This window comes from Methylocaldum sp., assembly GCF_035627495.1.
Taxonomy (GTDB): Bacteria; Pseudomonadota; Gammaproteobacteria; order Methylococcales; family Methylococcaceae; genus Methylocaldum.
The window spans coordinates 1-23712 of the sequence record NZ_DASPLO010000097.1; the positions used below are offsets into that span (position 1 = coordinate 1).

General features: G+C 57.6%; 24 protein-coding genes and 1 tRNA gene. 3 read left to right on the forward strand and 22 right to left on the reverse strand.

Annotated elements, in window-relative coordinates:
- The first annotated feature begins 424 nt into the window (after positions 1-424).
- Positions 425-1927 carry a right-handed parallel beta-helix repeat-containing protein gene (locus VEB01_RS08155; RefSeq protein WP_324874436.1) on the forward strand — a complete coding sequence of 501 codons (1503 nt, stop codon included), beginning with the start codon at positions 425-427 and terminating at the stop codon, positions 1925-1927.
- Positions 1928-2427: 500 nt separating this feature from the next.
- Here VEB01_RS08155 and VEB01_RS08160 read toward each other — a convergent pair whose 3' ends face one another.
- Positions 2428-4176: a vanadium-dependent haloperoxidase gene (locus tag VEB01_RS08160; RefSeq protein ID WP_324874438.1), complete on the reverse strand. Its 1749-nt coding sequence runs from the start codon at positions 4174-4176 to the stop codon at positions 2428-2430.
- Positions 4177-5193: 1017 nt separating this feature from the next.
- On the opposite strand from VEB01_RS08160, the gene VEB01_RS08165 reads away from it, so the two are divergent.
- A complete protein-coding gene (locus tag VEB01_RS08165) occupies positions 5194-6210 on the forward strand; it encodes a hypothetical protein (RefSeq protein WP_324874439.1) in 1017 nt (338 codons plus the stop codon).
- Positions 6211-6833: 623 nt separating this feature from the next.
- Here VEB01_RS08165 and VEB01_RS08170 read toward each other — a convergent pair.
- The 21 genes from VEB01_RS08170 to ppsA form a co-directional block, all read right to left on the reverse strand.
- The gene (locus VEB01_RS08170) at positions 6834-7973 is read right to left on the reverse strand and encodes an MBL fold metallo-hydrolase (protein WP_324874441.1); all 1140 of its coding nucleotides are present in this window, start codon (positions 7971-7973) and stop codon (positions 6834-6836) included.
- Positions 7939-8526, reverse strand: coding sequence for a hypothetical protein (locus VEB01_RS08175; RefSeq protein WP_324874443.1), 588 nt, complete (start codon positions 8524-8526; stop codon positions 7939-7941). Before VEB01_RS08175 ends, VEB01_RS08170 begins: the two co-directional genes overlap by 35 nt.
- A gap of 1 nt (position 8527) precedes the next feature.
- Positions 8528-9241 (reverse strand): hypothetical protein, encoded by a 714-nt coding sequence (locus VEB01_RS08180; protein ID WP_324874445.1) that lies wholly within the window; start codon positions 9239-9241, stop codon positions 8528-8530.
- A gap of 686 nt (positions 9242-9927) precedes the next feature.
- On the reverse strand, positions 9928-10284 hold the full coding sequence (locus VEB01_RS08185) for a hypothetical protein (RefSeq protein ID WP_324874447.1): 357 nt from the start codon (positions 10282-10284) through the stop codon (positions 9928-9930).
- The gene (locus tag VEB01_RS08190; RefSeq protein ID WP_324874448.1) at positions 10284-10802 is read right to left on the reverse strand and encodes a hypothetical protein; all 519 of its coding nucleotides are present in this window, start codon (positions 10800-10802) and stop codon (positions 10284-10286) included. The genes VEB01_RS08185 and VEB01_RS08190 overlap by 1 nt, the downstream gene beginning before the upstream one ends.
- 14 nt (positions 10803-10816) lie before the next feature.
- On the reverse strand, positions 10817-11386 hold the full coding sequence (locus tag VEB01_RS08195; RefSeq protein WP_324874450.1) for a hypothetical protein: 570 nt from the start codon (positions 11384-11386) through the stop codon (positions 10817-10819).
- A 10-nt stretch (positions 11387-11396) separates the two neighbouring features.
- Positions 11397-12026, reverse strand: a complete 630-nt coding sequence (locus VEB01_RS08200) for a head decoration protein (RefSeq protein ID WP_324874451.1) — start codon at positions 12024-12026, stop codon at positions 11397-11399.
- Positions 12027-12073: 47 nt separating this feature from the next.
- Complete coding sequence (locus tag VEB01_RS08205; protein ID WP_324874453.1) at positions 12074-12535, reverse strand: hypothetical protein; 462 nt, start codon at positions 12533-12535, stop codon at positions 12074-12076.
- On the reverse strand, positions 12519-12743 hold the full coding sequence (locus VEB01_RS08210; RefSeq protein WP_324874454.1) for a hypothetical protein: 225 nt from the start codon (positions 12741-12743) through the stop codon (positions 12519-12521). The genes VEB01_RS08205 and VEB01_RS08210 overlap by 17 nt, the downstream gene beginning before the upstream one ends.
- Positions 12740-13264: a hypothetical protein gene (locus VEB01_RS08215; RefSeq protein ID WP_324874456.1), complete on the reverse strand. Its 525-nt coding sequence runs from the start codon at positions 13262-13264 to the stop codon at positions 12740-12742. The genes VEB01_RS08210 and VEB01_RS08215 overlap by 4 nt, the downstream gene beginning before the upstream one ends.
- A gap of 92 nt (positions 13265-13356) precedes the next feature.
- Positions 13357-13653: a hypothetical protein gene (locus tag VEB01_RS08220; protein WP_324874458.1), complete on the reverse strand. Its 297-nt coding sequence runs from the start codon at positions 13651-13653 to the stop codon at positions 13357-13359.
- Positions 13654-13990: 337 nt separating this feature from the next.
- On the reverse strand, positions 13991-15877 hold the full coding sequence (locus VEB01_RS08225) for a cell wall-binding protein (protein ID WP_324874459.1): 1887 nt from the start codon (positions 15875-15877) through the stop codon (positions 13991-13993).
- Entirely contained in the window at positions 15874-16254 is a 381-nt protein-coding gene (locus VEB01_RS08230; protein WP_324874460.1) for a hypothetical protein, read from the reverse strand. The genes VEB01_RS08225 and VEB01_RS08230 overlap by 4 nt, the downstream gene beginning before the upstream one ends.
- Positions 16251-16562, reverse strand: coding sequence for a hypothetical protein (locus VEB01_RS08235; protein ID WP_324874461.1), 312 nt, complete (start codon positions 16560-16562; stop codon positions 16251-16253). The genes VEB01_RS08230 and VEB01_RS08235 overlap by 4 nt, the downstream gene beginning before the upstream one ends.
- Complete coding sequence (locus VEB01_RS08240; protein WP_324874462.1) at positions 16555-17133, reverse strand: hypothetical protein; 579 nt, start codon at positions 17131-17133, stop codon at positions 16555-16557. Before VEB01_RS08240 ends, VEB01_RS08235 begins: the two co-directional genes overlap by 8 nt.
- Positions 17121-17342 (reverse strand): helix-turn-helix transcriptional regulator, encoded by a 222-nt coding sequence (locus VEB01_RS08245; RefSeq protein WP_324874464.1) that lies wholly within the window; start codon positions 17340-17342, stop codon positions 17121-17123. Before VEB01_RS08245 ends, VEB01_RS08240 begins: the two co-directional genes overlap by 13 nt.
- A gap of 195 nt (positions 17343-17537) precedes the next feature.
- Positions 17538-17834: an STAS-like domain-containing protein gene (locus VEB01_RS23070; protein ID WP_414675436.1), complete on the reverse strand. Its 297-nt coding sequence runs from the start codon at positions 17832-17834 to the stop codon at positions 17538-17540.
- On the reverse strand, positions 17828-18742 hold the full coding sequence (locus tag VEB01_RS08250; RefSeq protein WP_324874465.1) for a hypothetical protein: 915 nt from the start codon (positions 18740-18742) through the stop codon (positions 17828-17830). Before VEB01_RS08250 ends, VEB01_RS23070 begins: the two co-directional genes overlap by 7 nt.
- 63 nt (positions 18743-18805) lie before the next feature.
- The gene (locus tag VEB01_RS08255; protein WP_324874466.1) at positions 18806-20008 is read right to left on the reverse strand and encodes a tyrosine-type recombinase/integrase; all 1203 of its coding nucleotides are present in this window, start codon (positions 20006-20008) and stop codon (positions 18806-18808) included.
- Positions 20009-20173: 165 nt separating this feature from the next.
- Positions 20174-20264, reverse strand: a tRNA-Ser gene (locus VEB01_RS08260).
- A 52-nt stretch (positions 20265-20316) separates the two neighbouring features.
- Complete coding sequence (gene ppsA / locus VEB01_RS08265; protein ID WP_324874468.1) at positions 20317-22677, reverse strand: phosphoenolpyruvate synthase; 2361 nt, start codon at positions 22675-22677, stop codon at positions 20317-20319.
- 79 nt (positions 22678-22756) lie between these two features.
- Between ppsA and ppsR the strand changes: the two genes are divergently transcribed.
- Entirely contained in the window at positions 22757-23575 is an 819-nt protein-coding gene (gene ppsR, locus VEB01_RS08270) for a posphoenolpyruvate synthetase regulatory kinase/phosphorylase PpsR (RefSeq protein ID WP_324874470.1), read from the forward strand.
- Positions 23576-23712: the final 137 nt, after the last annotated feature.

Genomic DNA, 23712 nt, shown 5'->3' on the forward strand with positions numbered 1-23712 from the left:
CTGCGCTGCATCGGTTTGGCGCGGGCTACTTTCCTGCTCACCGGAAAGGCGGCGACCTATAACCTGCGCCGCCTATGCAGCCTCAAGACCTGCGGGGTGGCCGCCTTCTGACCCCGGGGTGCGCCCGGAGCCGCTGGAAACAGTGGATTCGGGCCAAAATGAACCCTCCGGGCGTGGGCAATATCGGGAAAATGGCGGGGCTTGCCGCCTGTTGACCCTTTACGCGCCCCTTTTGTCAGCTAAAGAATCGGTTATTCGAGGTGCCCTAAGGTAAAGCTGGGTTGTTCGGCTTTGCCGTTTTCTGTACCACTAAAAGACATTGGCGGCAGGTGCAGACTTTCACGGCTGGCCATTCTATCAATGGTGTCGCCCGAGCGGCCTCTCGGATTGTGCAGGACTACAGTCAAACAAGGAGGAACAAGACATGGTTGCTTTCATCTTCAGCGCAACTCTTCATCGATACCTGCTGGTATTCGCGGCGCTTCTCGCCTTGGCGGCCGAGTCCGCCGAGGCGACTATTCTCACGGTGGGTGCGATCGACGGTAACGGCGCTGCTTGCACTCTGGCCGATGCCATTACGGCCGCGAATACGAATACCACCACCGGAGGCTGCCCTGCGGGTTCGGCCGATGACACCGTTGAACTCACCGGCGACGTTATCCTAACGGAAGCATTGCCTGTGGTAATGAGTGACTGCAGATACTACCCAGCGCCTTGTGTTCAAACCCGCATAACGATCAACGGCCACGGTCATTCGATTGCGCGCTCGATCGACCCGAATACTCCTGTCTTCGATCTACTGTCGCTCCTTGTAATTTGTGGTGACGGCTTTTATGCCGTGCCACCCAGCGTCACGCTGAATGGAGTCGCGCTGAAGCATGGCCAAACCGGGATTTCGCTGAGGAGTAGGACCACTGGCTTAGAGTGTCCGCCCTCTCTTGTCCTCACGAATAGCCGTGTTTCCGGCAATAGTGGAGATGGCATCTCGGCACGTCTTGCATCAGTGCATGTCACGAACAGTACGATCGCCGACAATGGCGGTCGTGGCATCAACGGCTATGCCGCCGACATTGACGTGACGGACGGCACCATAGCCAATAATGCGGATCGCGGTATCTTGGCCCTTGGCGGCAACGTTTTCGAAAGAAGCGGGCGCCTTTCTGTGACCAACAGCACCCTCGTCGGCAACACCGGCGGCGGCATCGAATTCGCCAGCCTTCGTGCCACGCTCGTGAACAGCACTGTGTCCGGAAACGGCAATGCCACCGCTACTGGGGGCGGCATCCACCAGACACCTAGTAATTACGAGCAGATGGCCCGATTAACGCTCACCAACACCACCGTTTCCAACAATGTCGCCGAACTCGGTGGAGGCTTCTACCACGACGCTCGGAAAAATGTATGGTATGACAATGTAAACGCAATATGGCATGCAGACGAAACTACGTTGATTAATTCGATTATTGCCGATAATACGGGCGGGGATTGCGTGAGCAGTACCACCTCTCCGCCGATTGCCTTTGTAGGGCAAAACCTGATTGAAGATGGCAGTTGCTTCGATGCGAGCCATCCCAATCCCCCGCTGATCGGCGATCCCAAGCTCGGCCCCCTCCAAGACAACGGCGGTCCCACGCTGACTCATGCGCTCCTCGAAGGCAGTCTAGCGCTGGATCGGATCGCTGTTGTTTACGACGTAAAAGGCAATCCTCTGGGCTGCGAAGGTACGACCGATGGCGTTACTCTCGGGGTCGTAACCGATCAGCGTGGGGTAAGCCGGCCACGACCCCGTGACGGCTTCTGCGACATTGGTGCTTTCGAACTCGCTCTTCTCCCATCCGACAAGGACGAATGCAAAAACGGCGGCTATAAGGAGTTCGGCTTTAAGAACCTCGGGCAGTGTATCCGGTACGTAAATACCGGAAAATAGGACCGCGCTGCAAAGCCGGTCTCATAAATCGTCCCTCCGTAGCTGCTTGTATATCACTCCAGCACACCGTGGGACTAAACAGTTAAGGGCATGGGGCAACTCGCCTTCACGTCAGCCAAGTTGCCCCCGGCTTCAAGCGGTTTTTACCGGAAGTCCCCTGACAACAAAAAACCCGCAGAGCCTTAAGCTATGCGGGTTTCTCGGATTTTGCCGAACATCTTCGGTCTTTTTACTGGCGGAGAGAGGCCGTCTAATTCACGTCTAACAGCATGATTTTACAAAAATCATAAAAATGAGAATCGCATTGATCCCCCCATAGTTACCCACTGCGTTTGGTAGGCAGATCAGGAATCCACCAAACGTCCCGCTCGGCTAGCGGTGCCGCGAAGCCGCTCGCCGAAAGGCAATGGCGTTCCTATCATCAATTAGGGCTGGAATTTGATGATTCTTCCGGAGACTCCCCGACAAGACAACCGGTGCCCCTTCAACGCAATTACGCCTTAGCCGGTGGAGACGCCGGACGGGGTAATCGTAACCGTTCTGCCGTCGAAGTCAGTGAAGGTAATGCCGCCGCTCATATCTTCATTGAAGGTGGTGAGGGTGTCCCGCAGCAGCTCGATCGCAATCTCTTCTCCCAAACGGAGGCTCCAATAGGCATCAGTCCGCCAATGGACGCCCGCCATGTTGCGGCCGGTTGCGACGTTGGAAGCAAGTTTGTTGAGTTCCCCTCCGACCGTGAGCGGTTCGCCGGAGTAAGCATGGAGCGTTGTGCCGGCTGGATTCGGCACCACCGGATTCGGGATAACATAGTTTTCGTCGAACATCGCCTTGAGAATCGTTACCGAGGCACCGGCGACCGTCGCATGCCCGGCCCCATAGGCGGGGTGGGTGGGCGAGCCCTCGGGGAAAACCATGGGCAGCAAGTAGCTCCCGTACTTACCATGCACGCGATCCACGGCCTCCGATCCAAGCACCTCGTCATGAATCATGCCGGGGTAGCGGTTAGAAATCTTTTGAATGTGGATTCGGCCGCCGAATGCTTCCGGACGGAGCCGGCGGTGGACCATCCATTTCTGGAACCAGACCGCCTTTAGGGCGCGGGTCGCTGCCTCGCACATGAGTGTCTTGATGAATGGGGCGCCCCAGGTGCCGAAACCTTCCTCGCTGCGCGCATTGCTGTAAGGATTGCTGGGGTTGAGCGGACAGCCTATACCGCCGCCTCCCGGCGGGGTGCCGAGGATTAGGCAGGCGTTGAAGTAGGCCTGGAAGAGAACGTCTATATGTACCCATTGGGCGAGATCGCGACCGGTCGTGATGTAACGGCGCTTTTTCTTGAAGCGCTCCGTGCCGGGGACATTGCCGCGCTGGACCGCAAGCCATTCGTTGAAGTCGGTCATCTTGTCGCTGCCGGCTGCAAGAACTTGCATCCTCCGGTCCACGACCTCTGCGCCAAAGGGGGTGAATAGCCACATGAATTGGGAGAGATACGGCCCGACCGTACCTCCGGGCACATCGTCCCGGAACAAGGTCTGCACTGTTACAACGTTATTGGCCTTCGGGCCGCGAAAATCGGAGAGGCCGTTGAGCTCAGCGAGAGCCGCCGCGACTAAGGGATGGCGATCATATGTGAGGAAATTCACATCCCTCAGGAGCGCCATCCAATACAGCTCGACCATTTCGCCGGCTTGCTCGGCGCTGTTGAACTTCGGTGCGGGTGGGATCGTGAACTGCTGCGGATCTTTTCCCTCCAGATCAAAGCACAAACCGGCACGTGGATTGGTCAACTTGCGGCTGCCGCCGAGGGGCACAGCATTGAAGGCAGTCTCGGTGCCCACGCCGATGGCGTTCATTAGGGCGTTATAAGCGGGCCCATCCACCTCGCCGAAGTGATTGTGAGGCAGCCCCTTTGAGTAATTGGCGATGTAGTTCGGAAACTCATCCTCATCGCCGTTGTTCTCGTGGACCGGCATACCCTGGTCGAAGTGGTACAGTGCAGCGGCCTCGCGAACGGCGCGGGCTTGGGCCAGCCGGTCGTTCGGGGTGAGCGGATTAACCTCCGGGAAGGCTTGAGCGGTGTTCCCACCACTGATCAAGGGCTCCAGACTGACGAGGCCCGCCGTCATCGTCAAGGCCGCAGCGTTCTTGACGCCTTTTAGAAACTTACGGCGGTTTACACCTGAGAATGGATTAGAAAGATCTGGCGGGCTCGTTTTGTGGTCACTGAGTGAAATCTCACTATCCGTAGTCATAAGAGGCTCCTTGCCTAGGTTTACACAACTCCCGATGGCACTTTCATGGTCACCCCTCAGCCGGCCTTTGTTTTCTACTTAAGAGCAAAATCGTGTGGTGGCGCGCCTCAAAACGGTCTCTTCTAACCGAGGCTCCTATCTTGTTTAAAAAAGCATGTAACACTAGGCCGCGGCTGAAGAAATAAGGATTGACTCATATCAGAAATTTGAAAGACGTCATTGAAAGGTGTGATTGAAAGCTGTCAGGCTTCCTTCTTTTAGTTACGCCCGTTTAAGAGCCTTCGTTTCCCACTGCGGGCAAATTCGGCAATAAGAAACCCGGCTGCGTCGGCAAATCGGGTTCATGTCGCGAACTGAGAATACGGTGTCAGACTTTCCTTGTTTGCTTGATGGCCCCTAGCCAGAGCGATTCATCTCGTCCAGCAGCCGTTCATTGATGCGCCGCGCGTGTTCGATGGCCAAATCCGATCGACTTATTTGGATGGTGACCCGGCCGAAGCCGGGTCCTGATGCCGCCGTGTGGCGCCATGAGCAAAACGCCAAGGGGAGGCCGCCCGCTTTCGCCCCCTGAACCGGCGGTGCGGTAACGCGGCCGGTCTAAAACAGAGCACCCGGCCATGATCCGCCCGATCCGCCTCTTTTTACATGACCGAGCACGGGCTTGAGGCGGGGGGAAATCGTTCAGGAGGCCTCGGGGGCTTCCGATCGTCGCCAAGGACGCGCGCCCAGGCCGATTGAATCGCCCTCGCTCTCGATCTATTGGGCTTCCTTGCCTCTGGCCTCGGCTTCTGCCGTGAGCTATAACGTGCCCTTGAAGGGATATGGCAAAAACTTGGACAATCAGGTCGGGTAGGCACAGCCCACCTAGCCCCTTGGACCGTTCGCTGAAAATCCCCGATTATCTGCAGCAGTTAACTGGATTGAAATACAGTGGAATGCTGGACGACTTGGGCGTTGAGTTCCCTGGGTTCCGCTGCGTTCCTGGCGGCGTGGTGACATCCATAGGGAGACAGGGCCATGAGGAAGCATTTTTTTCTTCCCGATGATGCGACGAAGCAGGAGTTCGGATGCCTTTTTTTCGCCGTGGCTCCGATCGGGATTTTGCTGACGGCTATCGTGGTATTTGAATTGGGCGGGTTCGGACTGTCGACGATCCCCGGCAAGTTGGCCCATCAGATTTTCGCGTTCGACTGCGACGTCATCATGGAATTGTCCGAACTGCGCGCGCGAATGGTCTGGCTGACGGCGGTTCTTGTCTATTACGTCATTGCGGTCGCGGTGGCAGTCGTCAGTATTTATACGATTCGCCTCAACATGAGTCGTCAATGTTTCACCTATTTCGGCGTGATCATAGTTCTGCTCGGGGTCCTGTCCGTCGCCTACTTCGTTTTCGGTGCTCTCCGCGAAAATAGTGTGAACGCGATTTTTCAACTGACCTACGGAGTACTCGAGGCGTCAGGCTATTTTTCATCGTTGCAGCTCGCGGTCATCCTAGGACTGGTGGGCGTGGTCAATCTGATCGCGACCGTGGCGCCTTTCGCGATTGTCCTGGCCGGAAGCAGCGCCCTGGCTCCTTTTAAGGAGTTACCCCCGGATGAAGTCCTGTATTTGCTCGAAGGGCGTTTCAGCCATCTGAAAAACGCGGTCAATTTGGGTTCTGCGATGCTGCTGATAGGCGTCCTGCATATGCTCGCTTGGCTGCGGTGGCCGGTGGTTTTTCTGGGGGACGGGAAACTGGAGGACGAAGTCGTCAACTGGTCGCTGACTTTGAGCATGTACTGGGGGGCGGTCTTTTCCCTAATGGTCATCGCTTTGTATGTTCCCTGCACCTTGGCCCTTTATGCGCGCGCCAAGCGCGAGTTCAATCGCAACTTTCCCACGTCCGAACATCCGGAACTGGGGAAGTATCTCGAGACTTTCGGTATATCGCGGGATCCCATGCGCCAATTACCCCAGGTGATCGCTATGTTGGCGCCGTTTATCGGGGGTTCCCTAGGGGCTTCACTGGCCAATTTGGGAGGCGTGTCCGGGTGAGGGGCAGGCTGGGTCCGTGTGGATCGGCTTTTGCTTCGGGCTTCCGCGAGCCCGGATGAAATCCGATCGAATCCGGGATGTCTGGCGGCCTCACATGACAAGTTGTGTTGTCGGTTAGGGCAAAGGGCATCTGGTTCCGGTCAAGGGCTTAGTGGTCCCAAATTAGCCTCGCTTCAAGCGTTTCTTACCGGAATTCCTCGGATAATAAAAAAACCCGCAGAGCCTTAAGCTGTGCGGGTTTCTCGGATTTTCCCGGACTTCTCCGGTCTCTCAATTGGGAGAGAGGCTGTCTAATTCGGTTATAGATATTTGATTTTATAGATAGTCTAGAAACGAGTATCGCATTGATACCCCCGGAGTTACCCCCAAACTTTACGCACTCCAAAAAAAGAAACCCCGCCGAAGCGGGGGAATAAGCATTGAATCCAAGCTTACGGTCTTGAGCTTATACCGGGATCGCTAGGCAGCTAGGCGCCAGCATGTGCATAATTCAGCCTTTGATCGGCCGTAGTGCCCCCGCAGGGTGCCTTTCGCTAGGCAGACAAAGGCGCACTGGATTCAATGAATCTATAAGTTGAATAAATTTAAAAAGAAACCCGGCCAGCGCGGGGCATAAACCTATCCTACACCACGTCTAGCAGCGCCAGTGCGCCATCGAACAGATCCACGGTGCCTTTATCTGCTGGGTTGCAAATTGATGCGCGCCAGCGGATATGACCGATCGGACCTGCTGCAAGCCGGCGGTTGCGTATAGCGCCATCCATGAGACCTTGAATCTTTGTAGGCTTTTTCGCTGGTCTGACGACATTCTCAGGATGCGCCGAGATATAGGCTTGACTCGTTTTGCTTAGGATTCGGGCTCGATCTGCGGCATTCGGAATGCGATGCTTGCCATGCCTGAATGGCGTTAGCAAAGCAAGTGGCTCGGGCTCAAGAATCGTATTCCAGACGTCATCGAGGTAACCCGACACAGATCCATGGTGTGCAACCTTAAAAGTTCCTGATCTACTGCCTGGAGCCGTCATACCGCTCATGACGGCGGACCAACCAAAAAGAGGGTTATCCTCGTCTTCTAGATCCGATCCGAGAAGGATTTTGCGGCCGTTGATATTGAGGAGCAGGGCGACAGCCACGTCATTCGGAGAGCCAGCAGTGAGGCGTGCTTTCACGCAGCCTTTCTTAATCGCGGCCGAAGAATCAACCATGAATTTAAGACTACGGCTGATCATTGAATCAGACGGTGAAAGGGAAGTCAGAGTAGCAACTAAAGAGGGCGGTGTACCGCCTGAAACATATTGCCACAATAGCCGGTCGGCGGTCGCCCAACGAAGATGCGACTGCCCAGTTGTCCTTATACGTTCTGAGACTGTCTCCAGGCATCGATAGAGTTCTTCTGGGCCTAGAGGGATACGGCTTTTTCCCCCGCTGTAAAGCTTTCCTAAGGCCGTAAATTCTTTTCGGCAAAGCGCGCTCGAACAACAGAATTTCGCGGCTGAAGCAGTGGAGAAAAGTTCGTGCAGTCCCCGGATATGATCGGCATGCCAGTGGCTGGCAACCACTAGATCGATAGCCGTTTTCGGATCGATATCAAGAGATTCCAGGTAGCCAAGTGGTGCCGATCTTCCAGTTACAGGATCGATGCAGCTATCAATAGCCAGCCAGATACCAGAACCGACATGAATCAGTACGCTTTCGCCGTATCCCGGCCCAAAGACCGAGACTTCTAATTCATCTGGGGCGGGCGGCAAAAGCTTCTGGGGCATCCTGTTCGTCTAAGAATTTGGCTAACTCTTCTGCCTCCGCCTCCGATTTAGCTATGGCTTCTCGGGTAAAGCCAGGTAACCGGCGAAAGCGAATATCTGAGACCCGTTGCATTGTGGTATTGCGCCACTGTAGGCCAATAGTCCAAGTGAACAAAGCTCCTGGAACGACTAGATATTCGTCGCCATTGAGTTCAGCGAGAAAAAACTCGCCCTCTTCATCAGGACAGTTATTGGTCAAGTCCACCAACCGTGCCGTAAAGGTACCTTCATCCTCATTAACCGCGACTACCGTACCTTCGAATTCCTGCTCTTTGACGAAGCGATGAATAGATGGTGATTGTCGCTCAGGAGGCGTTAAGATAAAGGGCGATTCGTCTTCCAAAAGGGGGCTTGCAGAAGCAGTTGCCTCCACTGTATTGCCGTAAACGCGGCTGCCTAAATAATCGTCCTTTACCGAAAATGGGCGCGCTAATTCACGCTCTCCGAGTAGCTGTTTGATATCAAATCGGCCGGCTAAATCACGACCTGAAAGGACATCGGACAGATTGGTCATTTCAACCTCCGTTATCCACGGTTTTTGCGGCAAGGAAATTTCTTGTCAGGTATTTGACAATATCCCGAGCTCGTTCGATGGATAGGTTGTAATTTTCCCGAAGAACCTCGACCGCCCATACGGCACCTTCGGACATCCCCCTCTGTTTATCCTTTGCTTTAGGCATCTCGTAATGATCATTGACCTGTATGATCGTGTCACCGCGTTTGCCTAAATCTGGCTGCAACGAAACCAGAAGCAAGCCAGGCCGCTCATCTTCGCGTGATCCCTGCATTTGGAGGCCTCGCAGCCCAGGCTGGGAGACCACGTCTTTCCACGGAGACTTTGGCGCAAGAAAGTGGCCAAAGTTATGCCAATCTTGCTCAGACCTGAAGCGTAGGCGGAAGTGAACGTTAATGCCAAGTTGACGTACTGGAGTATGGCTCAACAATTGGAAAATACCTTGGACCAAGTCGTTAAGGTGAGATTGATAGACATCAGCCTTGATTCCTACTGTAAATCGATCTCGCAGGACTTGCACAGTGAGCCAGCTAATCGCGAACGCCGAGACATCCTGATGCAGTATTTCAATTTTGGCCTCTTCAGCCTCGGTTACACGAAGGAGCCCATAATGCGCAAACCACATGGGATGGAAAATCCTCGGATTGAAGTCGCCGATCACCACGACATTGATATCCTCAACTGTCACATCGAGTTCTTTCGTTTGGATATCCATCAGGCTATATGTAGGTTCGCGGCTATAGGGAGGTTGCAAAGCGCAAATTTTAAGGGTTAACCCAAGGTTATAGCTAGAAGAGATTTTCTAAGATAGACCTAAAATTAGGTTTGTTTTCCCATAAGACGCCAATAGCCGAATCCTAGCCTCATCGTCTTGAACCAAACGTGCTTCTCAAATCTCATTTTCACATTAACCTTCTCAACACACCGCTTTTCCGTTGGGTCATCGCGTTCCGTACTCACCGGATAAGTCCGCATATGCTGGCCTAGCACACTCTGTAAGTGCGTCATTAAATTTGGCTGCCCGCGTCTGCCTGTTAATTAAAAAAACCAAGCCGCGTGGGACGAACTGGGAATGCCACTGGTTCTCAAAAGGCCTAGGGATGGATTATTGGTGATGATCTCGCCTTAGACAAGTTCCCCGATCCGGTCCGATATATTGGTACCCTCGATGGCTTTACTGATGTCCGTCCCGATGCCGGCGCCGGCCGCGCCAGCGTTATTCGGAAGGTGACCCGGCCGAAGCCGGGTCTTGAGGCGGTCGTGCAGGCAGCCTGAGCAAGAGCTGCCTGGGGAGACCGCTCGCGCCGAGGTAAGCGCCCCTTGAAAGGGTGTCCGGTGTGGCATCCGCCCGATACCGCTGCTTTTACACGCCGGACACGGTGCAGCGGCACGAGGAAACGGTTATCGCCCCAGGACCCGATCCCAGGCGGCCTGGGCATTAGGATCGGCGGTCGGCACGGCCGGGGCGTCGATGCCCAGCCCCGGCTTGGGCATCGCGCCTTGGCGCGTCCAAAACTGATCGGCCGCCTGCTCCATGCGTTCGCGCTCGGTCATGGCATTCGTCAGCGCGCGCTCAATGGTCCTGACTTCGCCGGCAGTCGCCGACAGCCACATGAACCGGCCTCCTGATACGGCTAGCTTTTGGTAGCCGGTTTTCGAATCGGAAGCCGCCCGGAAGATGGCGCTGCGGCCATCGGCGCCGAAAAGCTCGATGATTTCGGATTTAAAGCAATAGGCTCGTTGTTGCGACTGTGACATTACGCGGCCTCCTTATCCCAAAAGCCAAGGACGACGCCGGGGTTGCAGTCCGGCCGGCGTGGGTAGACTTGTCCGCGCTCGCGTTCCCAGTCGCAAATCAGCCGCTCTTCAAGCAGCTCAAGGTCGAACAATTGCTGTTCCAACTTAAGGCGACGGTCGGCGCGTTCCGCCATCGGCGGCCCCGCCTCGACAGTTCGGTAATGTTCCTCGAGGATCTGGTGCAGCCGTTGCTCGATGAGATCGGGCATCAGCGCGCACAGCACGGACGTGAAATCGCCGCCGGGCGCGGTAATGAGGTCATGGGCGCCATAGCCCGGACGGCAAAAGTATCCGACTTTGCCCATTAACGGGTCGTTTTTGGCCATGGCCCGGACCCGTTCCGTGACTTGTTGCTTGGCTTCGTCCAGGGGCATGGGCGCGCCATGGAGCCAGTCGAGGCGGTCTTTGAGGTTTTCGATCAGGGTGCGAAGCCGGGTCAGTTCGGCTTCGAACGTCGTTTCATTGTGAGGTTTGGCCATGGAAGGGACTCCAATCAGCGAGAGAAGAGATGCTTGAGCGCCGCGATTGGTCCCGCGGGTTGTCTTGGACCAGCCGGTACCGACGCAGCCGCGCTGGCGCCTTCGGCCGGCGGATACCCGGCCGCCGGCGAAAGCTCGGGCAGCGCGTAGCCCGGCTCGACCGCTTCGTTCGCGAGCCGGGCGCCGATCTTCTCGCGGCGACGGCCGTATTGCGCGGCAAAGTCGCGGAGCGCGCCCAAGGGATCGGTCAAGGCCCGCCAGCGCTCTTGAGCGCGGCTGTGTTCGGCAGTCAGGTCGTCAACGCGGGCTTTGAGGTCGGCGACTTGGTTCATAGGGTTCTGCCAGTAGCCGTCTTCCGTCTTGGGGAGCGGGAAGAGACAGCCCCGTTCCAGCCAGGCGCGGATGGCCTCCTTGTCCGCAAGGAACGCATTATTGGTCTCCTTTAGGTCCAGCTCCAGCCGCTTTCTCTGGCGCTGGTACTCGGCGCGGGCTTCGTTCCGCCGCGTGTCGACGTCCATCACGACGACATGCGCTTGGCGGGCGGCTTCTTCGAGTCGGTTCAACTTCGCCAGATCGATCTGCATGTGACCTCCGTTAGTCGGTGATGAGCCCGGCCCGCGATAAATCGGCCAGTGCGATTGCTGTTTGTTCGGCAGTGATTCCTGCGGGCCAGACCAGCCGGCCTGAGTACAGGCGGGCATCGCAGACGATCGCCGAGGCCGTCGTATCGCCGCCCATGGCGTCCGTATCGGTGCGGAGTACGGCGGCGGCGATTTCGCGGCCGTCGGTCTCCGTCGGGTCGAGCGGCTCGAATTTTTCGATCACATCGGTCACATCGATCTCGAACCGATCGCTGACCGCGAAGGCGAGCGAACCGGGATTGACGGTGAACGACAGTTCACCGGACTCGAATGCTTGACCGACGATGCCGCCTCCGATGACGTGGCCGTCGGGATTCTTCAAATCGAACAATTCCCAGCGTTCTTCTGGGGTCTGAATCACGCCGGTAATGCGGACGCTGTAGCGGCCAGCACGCACGCGGTGATGGGCAGCAATGCCCGCGATAACGCCATCGCCGGTGTTGGTTGCGCCGGGCGTGACAGTCATTGTTGAGGCGGTAACGGTGCGGGTAAGTACGGTGCCCTCGGGCAGGGTTTGTCCGCCAGCGACGATGATATCTTTAAGCGATCGCGACGGATCAAGAAGGATGACGGGTTGAGCCACTTTGGGGTCTCCGGGTTTTTGAATTGGAGACGATTCTGCGGCGGCTATCACTCGGAGAGAAGCGGGGTGCTTTCCGAGCGGTCGGTCGCAGCGGTCAGTAGCTCATACAGCCGCTGCGGGCTTTCTGGCGGACGGCCGCCAGTCATGCCGAACAGATCTAACAGGATGCATTCCAGGTCGCTCAGCGCCGTCGGCGGCGCATCAAGCCCCAGCAGCCGACTCCAGCGGTAGCGCCGAAAACTCGCGATCTCCGCCGATAGCAACTTGGCACGGCTCCAGGCGTCACGGGCGGGGATTAGGTCCGCCGCCTGCCACACGAGGCTCTTGGCCTTGCGCTGGCGCACGGCATCCCTCCAAGAGCGTCCGGGGAGCGTCGTCAACCCCAGGGCGCGCTCCAGCGGCGCACCGGTCGCAATGCTCCGCTGAAGGCCTTCGCGCAGCCAGGCTTGGGTTCGGTCGTTGAGCGGTTGCCCCTCGACCAGCGCGAGAAGATCATCGACGCCGATCACGTTGCAGCGCCTCCGGGCCGTGGATCAACACGCGCAGCCAAGAAACCGTCCAGCCGCGATCGGCCAGCCGGCGGGCGACGGCTTCCAATTCCAGGGCGTCCATCTCGCTCAGAATCAGCCGCGCGGCTTGGCGCAGCTCGTAGCTCTTTTCGGCCCAATCGTCGGCGCCGTGCATCAATTCGACCGCCAGCTCGATGCGGGATTTCATCGCGGCTCTTCGTCAACCGGCTCGCCGAAATCGAACTCGTCAACGTAATCCACGAGCCGCGCGGCCTCATTGGTGACGGCTTCGGCGCCCACCGACACCAGCAGGTTTCGGATATTCGCCAGCTCCGTGCGGATCAGGTTCAGCTGCGTTCCGGTGACTTCTGGGAAGGCCTGTTTAAGGCGGATGGGAATCGCATCGAATTGCGCGGCCATCTGTGCCGTGACTCGCGACAGCACGAGGGTTAGGTTCTCGATCGGCGCCCATTCCCCCAGCTCGCGCTGTTTCTTGAGCCGGAGCAAGGCTTTCTGTTCCAGCGCAACAGAGGTTCTCGCCTCGGTGAGCGATGGCGACCGTCCGGCGGCCTGCTCGCGAAGGTGAGCGCAATAGGCTTTCAGCCAGGCGGCGCCGGTCGCGCCAGGCTCCAGGATACCCCGCTTCACCAGGCCCGATACCGTCGGATCAGATACCCCGATAAGCTCCGCGAATTCATGCTGTGTAATCTGGTTTTCTAATGAATTCATTAAGTTAGCCCCTTAAGAAAAAGGGTGGTGACTAGCGAGCGATCGCGAGCTTTCCGCCCGCATGGGGCCGCGGTCAGGAAGGACCCGCGGCATCAATGGCGCTCTCCCGTCGGCCGGATCTCGGCCGACTCGACGCCGATCTCCAGCGACAACCGCATGAAGGCTTCGAGCAGTTCGGCGGGATGGCTTGCGGCAAATGCGGCATAGCCATCGGCACACGCGCCAAAGATGGTCAATCCGTGCATCACCAAGCAGGATCTCTTTTGTTGTCTGGCCTCCCGCAAGAGCGCCCAAACGCCGGCTTTTTTGGCCATGGCCCGTACTTGCCCGTCATGGGTGATGAGCGTTGTCCTGGATCCACCGCCCCGAAAAGACGTTTTGTGTTTCATGGGATCTCCCGGTCTATGGGAAACAAGAAAATGCACACACGCACACACCGCATAGACCTATATGCGCGTACGAGTGGGGAAAGTGGGGAAAATCGCTGTAAGCCACGGCTGGCGTGCCCTAGACGATCCCCACCTCGTTTTTTGAGTGGGAAATCTCCCCACTCGGAGTGGGGATCGGCAGGAATCCCGGCCTTTTCGGATGCTTTATCGCCTTGGCTGAGCTTCCCACTCAAGTGGGGAATATCCCCACTCATTTTTACCAAGTGGGGAGCTTGAACGCCTTGAACGGCGTGGCTTCTATTCACTTTTCCCCACTCTCCCCACTCAAAATGAATACCTAGTCTTCTAGAGTTCTGCGTGCCATCACATACACGCGCCGGGATACTCCCGCAATGACCCGCTTCGGCGAGAGCCGCACCTTGCCGGCTTCCTTCTGAACGTCCAGCAACAGCCCGCGCTCGTACATCCGCCGCCACAGGCTGCGCTCGGTAATCGCCAGGTTCTCGCCGGTGGCTTTGGCCATCTCCTGGACGGCCGCAAAAGCCGCGTGGCCGTCCAGGCACACCCGCACCGGGTCTACCCATCCGATCCGTTCCCCTTGCGGTTTCTCGATGCTCGGGGCGCCCTCGTCGGCACTTGGAATGATCCGCCAGCCCCAGAAGCTCGGATGCTCCGGGGGCGCCCCCTGGCTGAGATAGTCGGAGAAGTGGCAATACCCGGCGTTGAGGCTGGATTTCAGAAAACCCAGGAATTGCACGACCTCGTCTTGATCCGTCTGCATGTCGCCCTGGGCGGCGATCAGGTCTTTCAGGACGGTCTCGCAGCGCTCGAACACGGGCGCCGCGTCCGCATCGGCCAGCGCGCCGGCTTCGACGGCGTACTGGCGGAACAGGTCCAGGCCGGTCAACAGGCTGGCGTAGATGTCGGCGGCGCGCGGATGACTGCTGGCGAAGCCTTCACTGATCGCCCGATCGCGGAATGCCCGCAGATACCCTGGAAGACTCGCCTTCCATTCGTCCATGTTGGGAGCGAGCCAACGCAGATAGCCCACCATGGCACGCTCCAGCGCACCCTCGCGGGCCGAGGTTTGAAGTTCGGTCAGCACGGCGTTATCCACATCCTTGACGCTGAGCTCGACGATGACCAAGCGCGCCCGCAGGCTTTGCCCGCGGGGCACGTCCTCGCCGGTCGCCAACACCAGGCCCCGCGGGTGATAAGCCGCCCGCTGCTTCATGTCGCTGGTGCGGCGCCCTCGGCCGGCTTGGTTGCCGGCGCTCCGGAACAGCCGATCGGCCTTGACGTGCAGTTTGTGGACGTCGGCCACCGTGCCGCGCGGCTTGAAGTCATCTACCACCATCAGGGCATCCTTGGCCGCATGGCCTTTCGCTTCCAGATCCGACTCGGTGTCGTCGAAATTCGCGGGAAAGTGCCGGGCATCGAAGCCCCGCCCGAAATGCGCCAATGCGATGCCCGCCGCTTCCGACTTCCGGGCGCCGGTTTGCCCGGCCAGGAACACGCCGTGATCGATCACGGCCGCTTCCCCCAAGGGAGCCCGGTAGACGCTGGCCAACAGCACCACGCCCAAGCCCGGATTATCCGGAGCGATGTCCAGGAGTTTGAGGCTCGACCGGATATCCGCGCGCAGGTCGCCGGCCGCGGCGTCGAAGCGGTAGCGCTTCATGTGGCCTTCGCCGGTCCGGACTTCGACGTCTGCCCGATGCCCCGCCGCGCCAAGCGCGCCGCCGGCGTGCAGATACAGCCATTCGCCGGCGATCTTCCGAAAGCCGGTATGCCCATACACGGTGCGGCGCTTGATATTGGGCGATAGCACCTGAATGGCAACGCGGGTATGGTCCTTAATCGACGTGCCGGCGTAGACCACGGCCCGCGCGCCCCAGGCACTGGAAACCCAGCTCAGGGCCGGATATTTCGAGGCGGGAATCTCGACTGGTGGAAGCGGGGTGCCATCGCGCAGGCGTCCCTCGATGCGGAACAGAACCTCCTCCTCGAGGCCGTTGTCGTGCAAGGTTTCCTCTGTGATCGTCGCCACGAAGTTGCACAACGGCCGCCGGCCTTCGTCGTCGTACAGCCAGATTTGATTGCCGTCGATCTCGTAGGGCAGGTGGTCGGCGCTCGCCCGGCCGCCTCCCCCGCCTGATCGCCGCGACTTCTTGGTTCGGGATACCTTGGCTTTATCCAGGGAAATAACGGAATCCGACGTCATGGGGATCGCGCCTCGAACCGTATGACGCGATCGCCAGGCCTGAGGTGCAGAATCAACCCGACAAAGTTGAGAAGGTGAGCGGCCAAAGTCATGATGACTTCGGCCGACTCGGGCTTTCCGAATGTCAGGATGAGGCAATCGGGAAAGGCTTCGGCCGGCGACCAATCGAACCCGGCTGGATCTTCGCCAAACGGGAGCAGCAACTTCCGGCCGGGAAACCAAGTCTTCGACGCCGCCTGGAGCCACGCTTCGGAACCCGTCAGAACAGCAAGCGTCTGAACGGGAACGGCGGCCAGCCGCTTGCCGTAAGGAGGAAGGCGGCGGCGCAGGCCTTCGCCTGATTTGCCCGCGCATTCACCGGTCTCCTTGCTGCTCATCGAAGAGCCCCTTCATTCAGGAGGTGAAGCACTCGCGCGACCGAGGCGATATAAGCAAAGGGCTCCGTATATGCCGACCCCGACCTTTCCGTCAGCTCGTAGCCGTTCCGCAGGACGCCCACAACGACGAGCCCTTCGATCTCTCCGCGTTCGACCAGCTCCTGGAGCTCCTTCAGGAGCTCTCGGCTTTCCTTGCAGACGACCGGCTCGGCGAACGGCCCCGCGCCGTATTCGGCGGACGTTCCAGGAAACGGGATAATCTTGCACGCGGACTCTTGGCGCGGATGTGCGGGAGTATTCTTAGCCATGATCGCGGACTCCCTTGGCGACGGTTTCGGAAACCGCTTCGAGGGCGCGCCGCGCCTCGGCGAGATGGCCCTCGGCCTCGGCGAGTATCCACCCGCTCAGGATCGCCGGCAGATCGGCGCCGGTCTCAAGCAGCGAGCGGTGAATGTGGATGGCCAGCCGGTGAACGTCCAGGAGCTCCGGGAGGCGCTCGACGACCGGCGATGTGATCGGAATTAGATCCGCGGGACCCGCGGACATTGCGGTGTTTAGGGAAACAGCGGGCGGATTTTGCCCAGGGACATGGTTAGCCATGACAGACTCCTTGCGATTGGATTTGGAGCCGTCGCGTCCGCTTCTCACGGCGGATGGGCGACGGACGACACACAGGGTGAGAAACCGGCTCGCAAGGGGACCGGCCGCGCCGAAGCGCGCCCATGCATCGCCCGCCATAGACAGATTTTGGGCGTAAAAAAACGCCAGATAGAGGCGTTTAGACGCCTTGCGAATACTCGGGTTCTCACGCCCGGCCGATCTTTTTTTGAGCGGCGGAAACAGGCTAGCCGGATGTTGGGGGAAGGTCAAGCGGAGCATGCGGCCGCGCCTCGGCTCGCTTCGATGCGGGACTGCATCCAGGCGCGCACCTCGGACTCAACCCAGGCGCTCTCGCGCTTGGACAGCTTTACCGGGCGGGGAAAGTTGGGATCTTCGTAGATTTGGGTCTTGGATCGTCCGGTGATAAACCGAACTTCCTTTAGGCGAATGAATCGATCGCCCGGCTTTAGCTGAACTATTGCGCCCATTACGAACTCCTTGGAACAAAACGGGAAGGAATCGCAAGGCTACGAACTTTGTTGTCCCATTTCAGCCGTCTTTGGGACGATTTTTGGGACTTTTGAGACGATTTTCAGGGCGCCCTTCAAGATAGGGTCCATGCAAACGGACGAAGGAAGCCTGCTTTTCGCCCGGCCAAAGGCTAGGCGCGGCAATATTTGAAACTATTTCTGTGTTTTTACTCGATTTATTTCAAATTCAAATCGTTGCCGAATCATATTATTAATTTGCTTGGTCGTTTTAATAATCTTCAGTCGTTGCTTTATTTGATCAAAATCCATAACTCCAAGGAGCTGGATTAAAGCCGAGTTTATGAAAGAAGAAGGAGTAGTATCGACGCCTTCGAATGAAAGTACTACGTTCTCTCCACGCATCAAAACAGGCCAAATCTTGTCATAGACCTTCTGGCCGTCTTCGTTCGTATAGCATTGGCTAACTATATCCAGCACTTTAATTACCATTCGAACACCTCAATGTAGTCATCATCGGGCTGAATAAAATCAGTGCTAATCCTCATCTTTATTAGCGTTCCAGGATAGAAGCCATTGACCGTTCTTGCAGTTTTCTTAATTTTTTCAGAATCACTTGTACAGGTGACCATTCCTTTTAGCGAAGAAACCCACAAAACTCCTTTATTCGCCAAAACTACGGATCGACTCAAGATATCTAAACCGGCACCTGCATTCTTCTGCTTCGTTTTTGTCGTAAACCCCTCTTCCATAGCCTTGCTGATTGCAAGATGATCAGGAAGTCCAGGGCTAAACTTTCTTACATTATAAGGGATTCCAACACCAAAGTCTGATATACAAATCTCGATCTCATGCTTATTAGGAAAATATTGGCCACATATGCATCCAATATCGGTTGTCGAGTGATCATTTATGTTATTAAAGATTTCTTGAAAACATACTTTAATGCTTGAGAATGAGCTTTCGGCCGACCCCTTACAGAATGATATCCAAGGGATTAATTGGTCATTTATCCACGAATAACTCTCTGCATGGCTTATAGTCGTTAGCGGAAATGTACTATCCCTAGCTCGGGGAGATTCAGAAAGCGATTTCCCTGTGTATTTCTTAAAAAAGCCAGAATCATCAAGATATTTTACAGCACCATTTTTCATAGGGTTGGCGCCGGAAAAGCTTACAGAGACCCGGCTCTTGTAAAGAAACCCAATTAAGTTGCATAACACTGTCATTCCAGTTGGATCAATAAATTCAAGACGTGAAAAATCGAAATTTATTTTATCTGATTTTGCATCGAGCCTCTCATTCAGAACATTTCCAATAAAAACATACATGGTAGTAATGTTCAATTTTACTGGAATAACAACATTAATCCTTTTATTTGACAGTATTCCAAATACCATTATCCCCCCATTTGAATTATTGTTAGTGAGTGGCGGGACTGGTTTTCCGCCCTTGTTATCTTGTCATTTGACGCGGTCGATCCGGATAATCTCAGCGCCTTGCTTTAACCCATCCAGATAATCTGCCCAGGCCTGCATCATGCGCCGGCGCTCGGGAAGGTGTTCGGCCCGGTGATAAGCCGCTCGAACTCCGTTCCGTTCGGCATGGGCAAGCTGGCGCTCGATGGCATCCCGGTTCCACCCCTGTTCGTTCAGGATAGAGCACGCCATGGCCCGGAAGCCGTGCGCGGTCATATCGTCTGAACCGTAGCCCATGCGGCGAATCGCCCCGTTAACCGTCCCGTCGCTCATCGGGCGGGTTTTCGTCCGGACGCTGGGGAAAACGTAACGGCCGGAGCCGGTGAGCGGATAGAGCTCCGCCAGGATCGCCAAGGCTTGGGAAGAGAGTGGCACGATATGCGGGTCTTTCATCTTCATCTTGGCGGCCGGAATGCGCCACTCGGCGCGATCGCGATCGAACTCGGCCCACTCCGCTTGCCGCAGTTCGCCGGGCCGGACGAAGACCAGCGGGGCCAGGCGCAGAGCGCAACGGACAATGAAGGAGCCTTGATAGGCCTCGATGGCGCGCAACAGGTCGCCTACTTGCTTGGGCTCGGTGATGGCCGCGAATCGCCCGCCGTTCGGCGGCGGCAAGGCGCCGCGCAGGTCGCCGGTCGGATCGCGTTCTGCCCGCCCCGTGGCCACGGCGTAGCGGAATACTTGGCCGCACGCCTGCTTGGTCCGGTGGGCGGATTCCAGCGCTCCGCGCGCCTCGATGCGCCGCAAGGCGGTCAACAGTTCGGCGGGTTTTATTTCCGCAATCGGCCGCTTACCGATCCACGGCAGCATGTCCTTTTCGATACGCCGAGTGATATTTTCGGTGTGGCTCTTCGCCCATCGCGGCGAAAACTTCGCCAGCCATTCCTGATAGACCGCCTCAAAGGTCTCGGCGTCGGCCGTCTTGGTGGCCTTCTTCTGGGCAGAGGGATCGATGCCGGTTTTCAGCAACCGTTTGGCCTCGTCGCGCTTCTCGCGGGCTTCCTTGAGGGTCACTTGGGGGTAAGTCCCCAGGGACAGCAACTTTTCCTTGCCCTCGAACCGATACTTGAGCCGCCACCACTTGCCGCCCGTGGGGGTAACAAGCAAAAACAGCCCGCCGGCATCGCTAAGCTTGACGGGCTTTTCAAGCGCTTTCGCGTTGCGAATTGTGTTGTCGGTTAGGGGCATGGGGGTAACACCTCGCCGGGGTCTGACATTTACCCCCAAAGTTACCCCCGCGTCCCTCCGGCTGCAAGCGTTTTTAGGCGGACGTTACCGGACAACAAAAAACCCGCCAAGCCTTGTGACTCGCGGGTTTTACGGATTTTACCGAACGTCTTCGGTTTCTATGATTGGCGGAGAGAGAGGGATTCGAACCCTCGATACGGTTTTGCCGTATACACGATTTCCAGTCGTGCGCCTTCGACCGCTCGGCCATCTCTCCGAAAACGCGGCATTTTAATGGAAAATTAGGTGCTTGTCAGCCTCCTCAATGCTCAACCCACGCTTTTATCGGCCAGAAACATCCAGGTCTCGACCACGGTGTCCGGATTGAGGGACAGGCTTTCGATGCCTTCGTCCAGCAGCCAACGGGCCAGATCGGGATGATCGGACGGCCCTTGCCCGCAGATGCCGATGTACTTGCCATGCTTACGGCAGGCTTGAATGGCTTGCCGGATAAGCGCCTTGACCGCCGGGTTGCGCTCGTCGAAACCACCGGCGACCAGTCCGGAGTCGCGGTCTATGCCCAAGGTGAGCTGGGTCAGATCGTTGGAGCCGATCGAAAAGCCGTCGAAGATTTGCAGGAACTCGTTGGCCAGCAAGGGATTGGAGGGAATCTCGCACATCATGATCCACTTGAGCCCGCTCACCCCGCGGGGCAAGCCGTAACGCTGCAGCAGTTCGGCAACCTCGCGCGCTTCTTCCAGGGTGCGCACGAAGGGAATCATCACCCAAACATTCTCAAGCCCCATCTCCTCGCGCACTTTTTTCAAGGCGCGGCATTCCAGCTCGAAGCAATCCCGGAACGACTCGTCCACATAGCGCGAGGCGCCGCGAAGGCCGATCATGGGATTTTCTTCGTTCGGCTCGTACGATTCGCCGCCCAGAAGATTGGCGTATTCGTTGGTCTTGAAGTCCGACGTCCGCACGATCACCGGCTTGGGGGCGAAGGCGGCGGCGATCATGGCGATGCCTTCGGCCAGCTTGTCGACGTAGAAACTCACCGGATCGCGATAACCGGCCATGCGCTCCCGGATCGCCTGCCGCACCTCGGCTGGCTGCTTGTGGAATTCGAGCAAGGCTTTCGGGTGAACGCCGATCGTCCGCGCGATGACGAATTCGAGCCGGGCCAGGCCGACGCCCTCGTTCGGCAGCGCGGAGAAGGCGAAAGCGCGCTCCGGGTTGGCCACATTCATCATGAGCTTGACCGGCAGTTCGGGCATCTCGTCCAAATTGATCCTGGCGATCTCGTAAGGGAGTTCGCCCTCGTAGATATAGCCCGTGTCGCCATCGGCGCAGGAGACGGTGACCAACGTATCCCGCTGAATCTTGCGGGTGGCATCGCCGCAGCCGACTACGGCCGGAATGCCGAGTTCACGGGCGATGATCGCCGCATGGCAGGTGCGCCCGCCTCGGTTGGTCACGATGGCGCTAGCCCTTTTCATGATCGGCTCCCAGTCGGGATCGGTCATATCGGTCACCAGCACGTCGCCCGGCTGCACCAGATCCATCTGCGACACGCTGTTGATGACTTTTGCGTAACCCGTGCCGATGCGATGCCCCACGCTGCGGCCTTCGGCCAGCACCTTGCCCTTCTGCTTAAGCCGATACCGCTCGATCTCGCGCGTGGCGCGGCTTTGCACCGTTTCCGGCCGAGCCTGGAGAATATAGAGCTGACCATCGAGACCGTCTTTGGCCCATTCGATGTCCATGGGCCTGCCGTAGTGCTGCTCGATGCTCACCGCGAGCCGCGCCAACTCTTCCGCTTCTTGAACGGTAATGGAAAACTGCAGACGGTCTTCTTCGGACGTATCGACCGTGACCACCGTTTTGGCCGGATCATAAATCATCTTCACGGCTTTCTTGCCGAGGCTGCGGCGTAGCACCGCCGATTTCCCGGCGGCTAGAGAGGGCTTGTAGACATAAAATTCGTCCGGGTCGACGGCGCCTTGCACCACCATTTCGCCGAGACCGTAGCTTGAAGTGACGAACACGGCATCCCGGAAACCCGATTCGGTGTCCAAGGTGAAAATCACGCCGCTCGCGGCGAGATCGCTGCGTACCATCCGCTGCACGCCGGCGGACAATAACACTTTGCGGTGCTCGAATCCCTGGTGCACGCGATAGGCGATCGCCCGGTCGTTGAAGAGCGATGCGAAAACCTGCTTGACCGCCCGGAGCACGCCGTCCAAGCCTTGCACGTTGAGGTAGGTTTCCTGCTGGCCGGCGAATGACGCATTCGGGAGATCTTCCGCCGTAGCCGAGGAGCGCACGGCCACGGAAAATTCGCTCGGAGACTGGCTCGCTAGCTGGCCGTAAGCTTCCTCGATGGCCTTCTCCAACTCGGGGGTGAAAGGTGTGTTCAAAATCCATTGGCGGATGGTGTCGCCGGCGCGGGCCAGCGCCGTGACATCGTCGACATCGAGCCGGTCGAGTTCCGTCCAGATGCGTTGATCGAGGCCGTTATGGGCGAAAAAATCCCGATAGGCCTCGGCCGTAGTGGCGAAACCGTCGGGCACCGTGACACCGGCCTCGGAAAGCCGGCCGATCATTTCGCCGAGCGAGGCGTTCTTACCGCCTACGCGCCCCACATCGTTGATTCCCAAGGCATCGAACCAAACCACGTACTCGTTCATCGGTATTACCCCGTATAAATTTGCTGAGCCCGTATGAGCCAGTATTCTATGGGAATCCGTATAGCATGGTAAGGAAAGCATGAAACGCACGGCCTTCTTCATATCCGATCACACCGCCATCACCGCCGAAACCTTCGGACGGAGTCTTTTGAGCCAGTTCGAAGCCGTGACCTTCGAACGCGTCACGCTGCCTTTCGTCGATTGCGAAGCCAAAGCAATAGAAACCTGCCGGCGCATCGCCAACGCTTTCGCCCATGACGGGCAAGCGCCGCTGGTGTTCAGCACGCTGACCGACGAGCATCTTCGCCACATTCTGGAACGCAGCGAAGCCGTGGTGTTCGATCTTTTCGAAGTATTTCTCGATCGCATGGAAGCGGCACTCGGACAAGCTTCCGCTCAAGCGGTCGGACGCTCTCATGGCTTGGGCGATGCGGCGCTGGGCCGGGGTCGTATCGAAGCGCTGAAATTCGCCCTGGAGTGCGATGACGGAATTGGCGTCGACGCCTACGATCAAGCGGATATTATCCTCGTCGGCGTTTCGCGCTCCGGCAAAACCCCGGCCTGCCTGTTTCTCGCCCTGCACTACGGCATCAAGGCCGCCAACTACCCGTTGACCGAGGAGGATTTGGATCTTTCCACGCTGCCGTCCGGTCTCCGAAAGCATCGGGCGCGGCTATTCGGTCTGACCATGAATCCTGAACGCCTGCATCAGCTCCGGGAGGAACGGAGACCGGCGACCCGCTACGCCTCTCTCGAACAATGCCGAAACGAAATCCGTGCCGCGGACGCGCTGTTCCGAGCGGCGGGACTTTCATATTTGGACACCTCGACCATGTCGGTGGAGGAAATCGCCGCCAATATTCTTCATCGAGGCGGCCTTAGACGAACGCGATGGTAGATACCGTCTTGGCGGTCACGATGCAAGCGCATACTGAGGATTGAAGGGCTGACCGGATTTGAGGACGCCATAGGCAAGAACGAGGAGTTTGCGCATGGCGGCACAGGCGATGACTTTGCCGTTCTTGCCTTGCGCTT

Coding starts and splice junctions, on each gene's coding strand:
- VEB01_RS08190 (WP_324874448.1), bottom strand. CDS start 10,802: ATGGCCAAACCTCACAATGAAACGACGTTCGAAGCCGAACTGACCCGG.
- VEB01_RS08175 (WP_324874443.1), bottom strand. CDS start 8,526: ATGACCAATCTGTCCGATGTCCTTTCAGGTCGTGATTTAGCCGGCCGA.
- VEB01_RS08155 (WP_324874436.1), top strand. CDS start 425: ATGGTTGCTTTCATCTTCAGCGCAACTCTTCATCGATACCTGCTGGTA.
- ppsR (WP_324874470.1), top strand. CDS start 22,757: ATGAAACGCACGGCCTTCTTCATATCCGATCACACCGCCATCACCGCC.
- VEB01_RS08245 (WP_324874464.1), bottom strand. CDS start 17,342: ATGGGCGCAATAGTTCAGCTAAAGCCGGGCGATCGATTCATTCGCCTA.
- VEB01_RS08160 (WP_324874438.1), bottom strand. CDS start 4,176: ATGACTACGGATAGTGAGATTTCACTCAGTGACCACAAAACGAGCCCG.
- VEB01_RS08210 (WP_324874454.1), bottom strand. CDS start 12,743: ATGAAATCCCGCATCGAGCTGGCGGTCGAATTGATGCACGGCGCCGAC.
- VEB01_RS08250 (WP_324874465.1), bottom strand. CDS start 18,742: ATGGTATTTGGAATACTGTCAAATAAAAGGATTAATGTTGTTATTCCA.
- VEB01_RS08165 (WP_324874439.1), top strand. CDS start 5,194: ATGAGGAAGCATTTTTTTCTTCCCGATGATGCGACGAAGCAGGAGTTC.
- VEB01_RS08240 (WP_324874462.1), bottom strand. CDS start 17,133: ATGCTCCGCTTGACCTTCCCCCAACATCCGGCTAGCCTGTTTCCGCCG.
- VEB01_RS08235 (WP_324874461.1), bottom strand. CDS start 16,562: ATGGCTAAGAATACTCCCGCACATCCGCGCCAAGAGTCCGCGTGCAAG.
- VEB01_RS08185 (WP_324874447.1), bottom strand. CDS start 10,284: ATGTCACAGTCGCAACAACGAGCCTATTGCTTTAAATCCGAAATCATC.
- VEB01_RS08215 (WP_324874456.1), bottom strand. CDS start 13,264: ATGAATTCATTAGAAAACCAGATTACACAGCATGAATTCGCGGAGCTT.
- VEB01_RS08195 (WP_324874450.1), bottom strand. CDS start 11,386: ATGCAGATCGATCTGGCGAAGTTGAACCGACTCGAAGAAGCCGCCCGC.
- VEB01_RS08220 (WP_324874458.1), bottom strand. CDS start 13,653: ATGAAACACAAAACGTCTTTTCGGGGCGGTGGATCCAGGACAACGCTC.
- VEB01_RS08230 (WP_324874460.1), bottom strand. CDS start 16,254: ATGAGCAGCAAGGAGACCGGTGAATGCGCGGGCAAATCAGGCGAAGGC.
- VEB01_RS23070 (WP_414675436.1), bottom strand. CDS start 17,834: ATGGTAATTAAAGTGCTGGATATAGTTAGCCAATGCTATACGAACGAA.
- VEB01_RS08225 (WP_324874459.1), bottom strand. CDS start 15,877: ATGACGTCGGATTCCGTTATTTCCCTGGATAAAGCCAAGGTATCCCGA.
- ppsA (WP_324874468.1), bottom strand. CDS start 22,677: ATGAACGAGTACGTGGTTTGGTTCGATGCCTTGGGAATCAACGATGTG.
- VEB01_RS08170 (WP_324874441.1), bottom strand. CDS start 7,973: ATGCCCCAGAAGCTTTTGCCGCCCGCCCCAGATGAATTAGAAGTCTCG.
- VEB01_RS08255 (WP_324874466.1), bottom strand. CDS start 20,008: ATGCCCCTAACCGACAACACAATTCGCAACGCGAAAGCGCTTGAAAAG.
- VEB01_RS08180 (WP_324874445.1), bottom strand. CDS start 9,241: ATGGATATCCAAACGAAAGAACTCGATGTGACAGTTGAGGATATCAAT.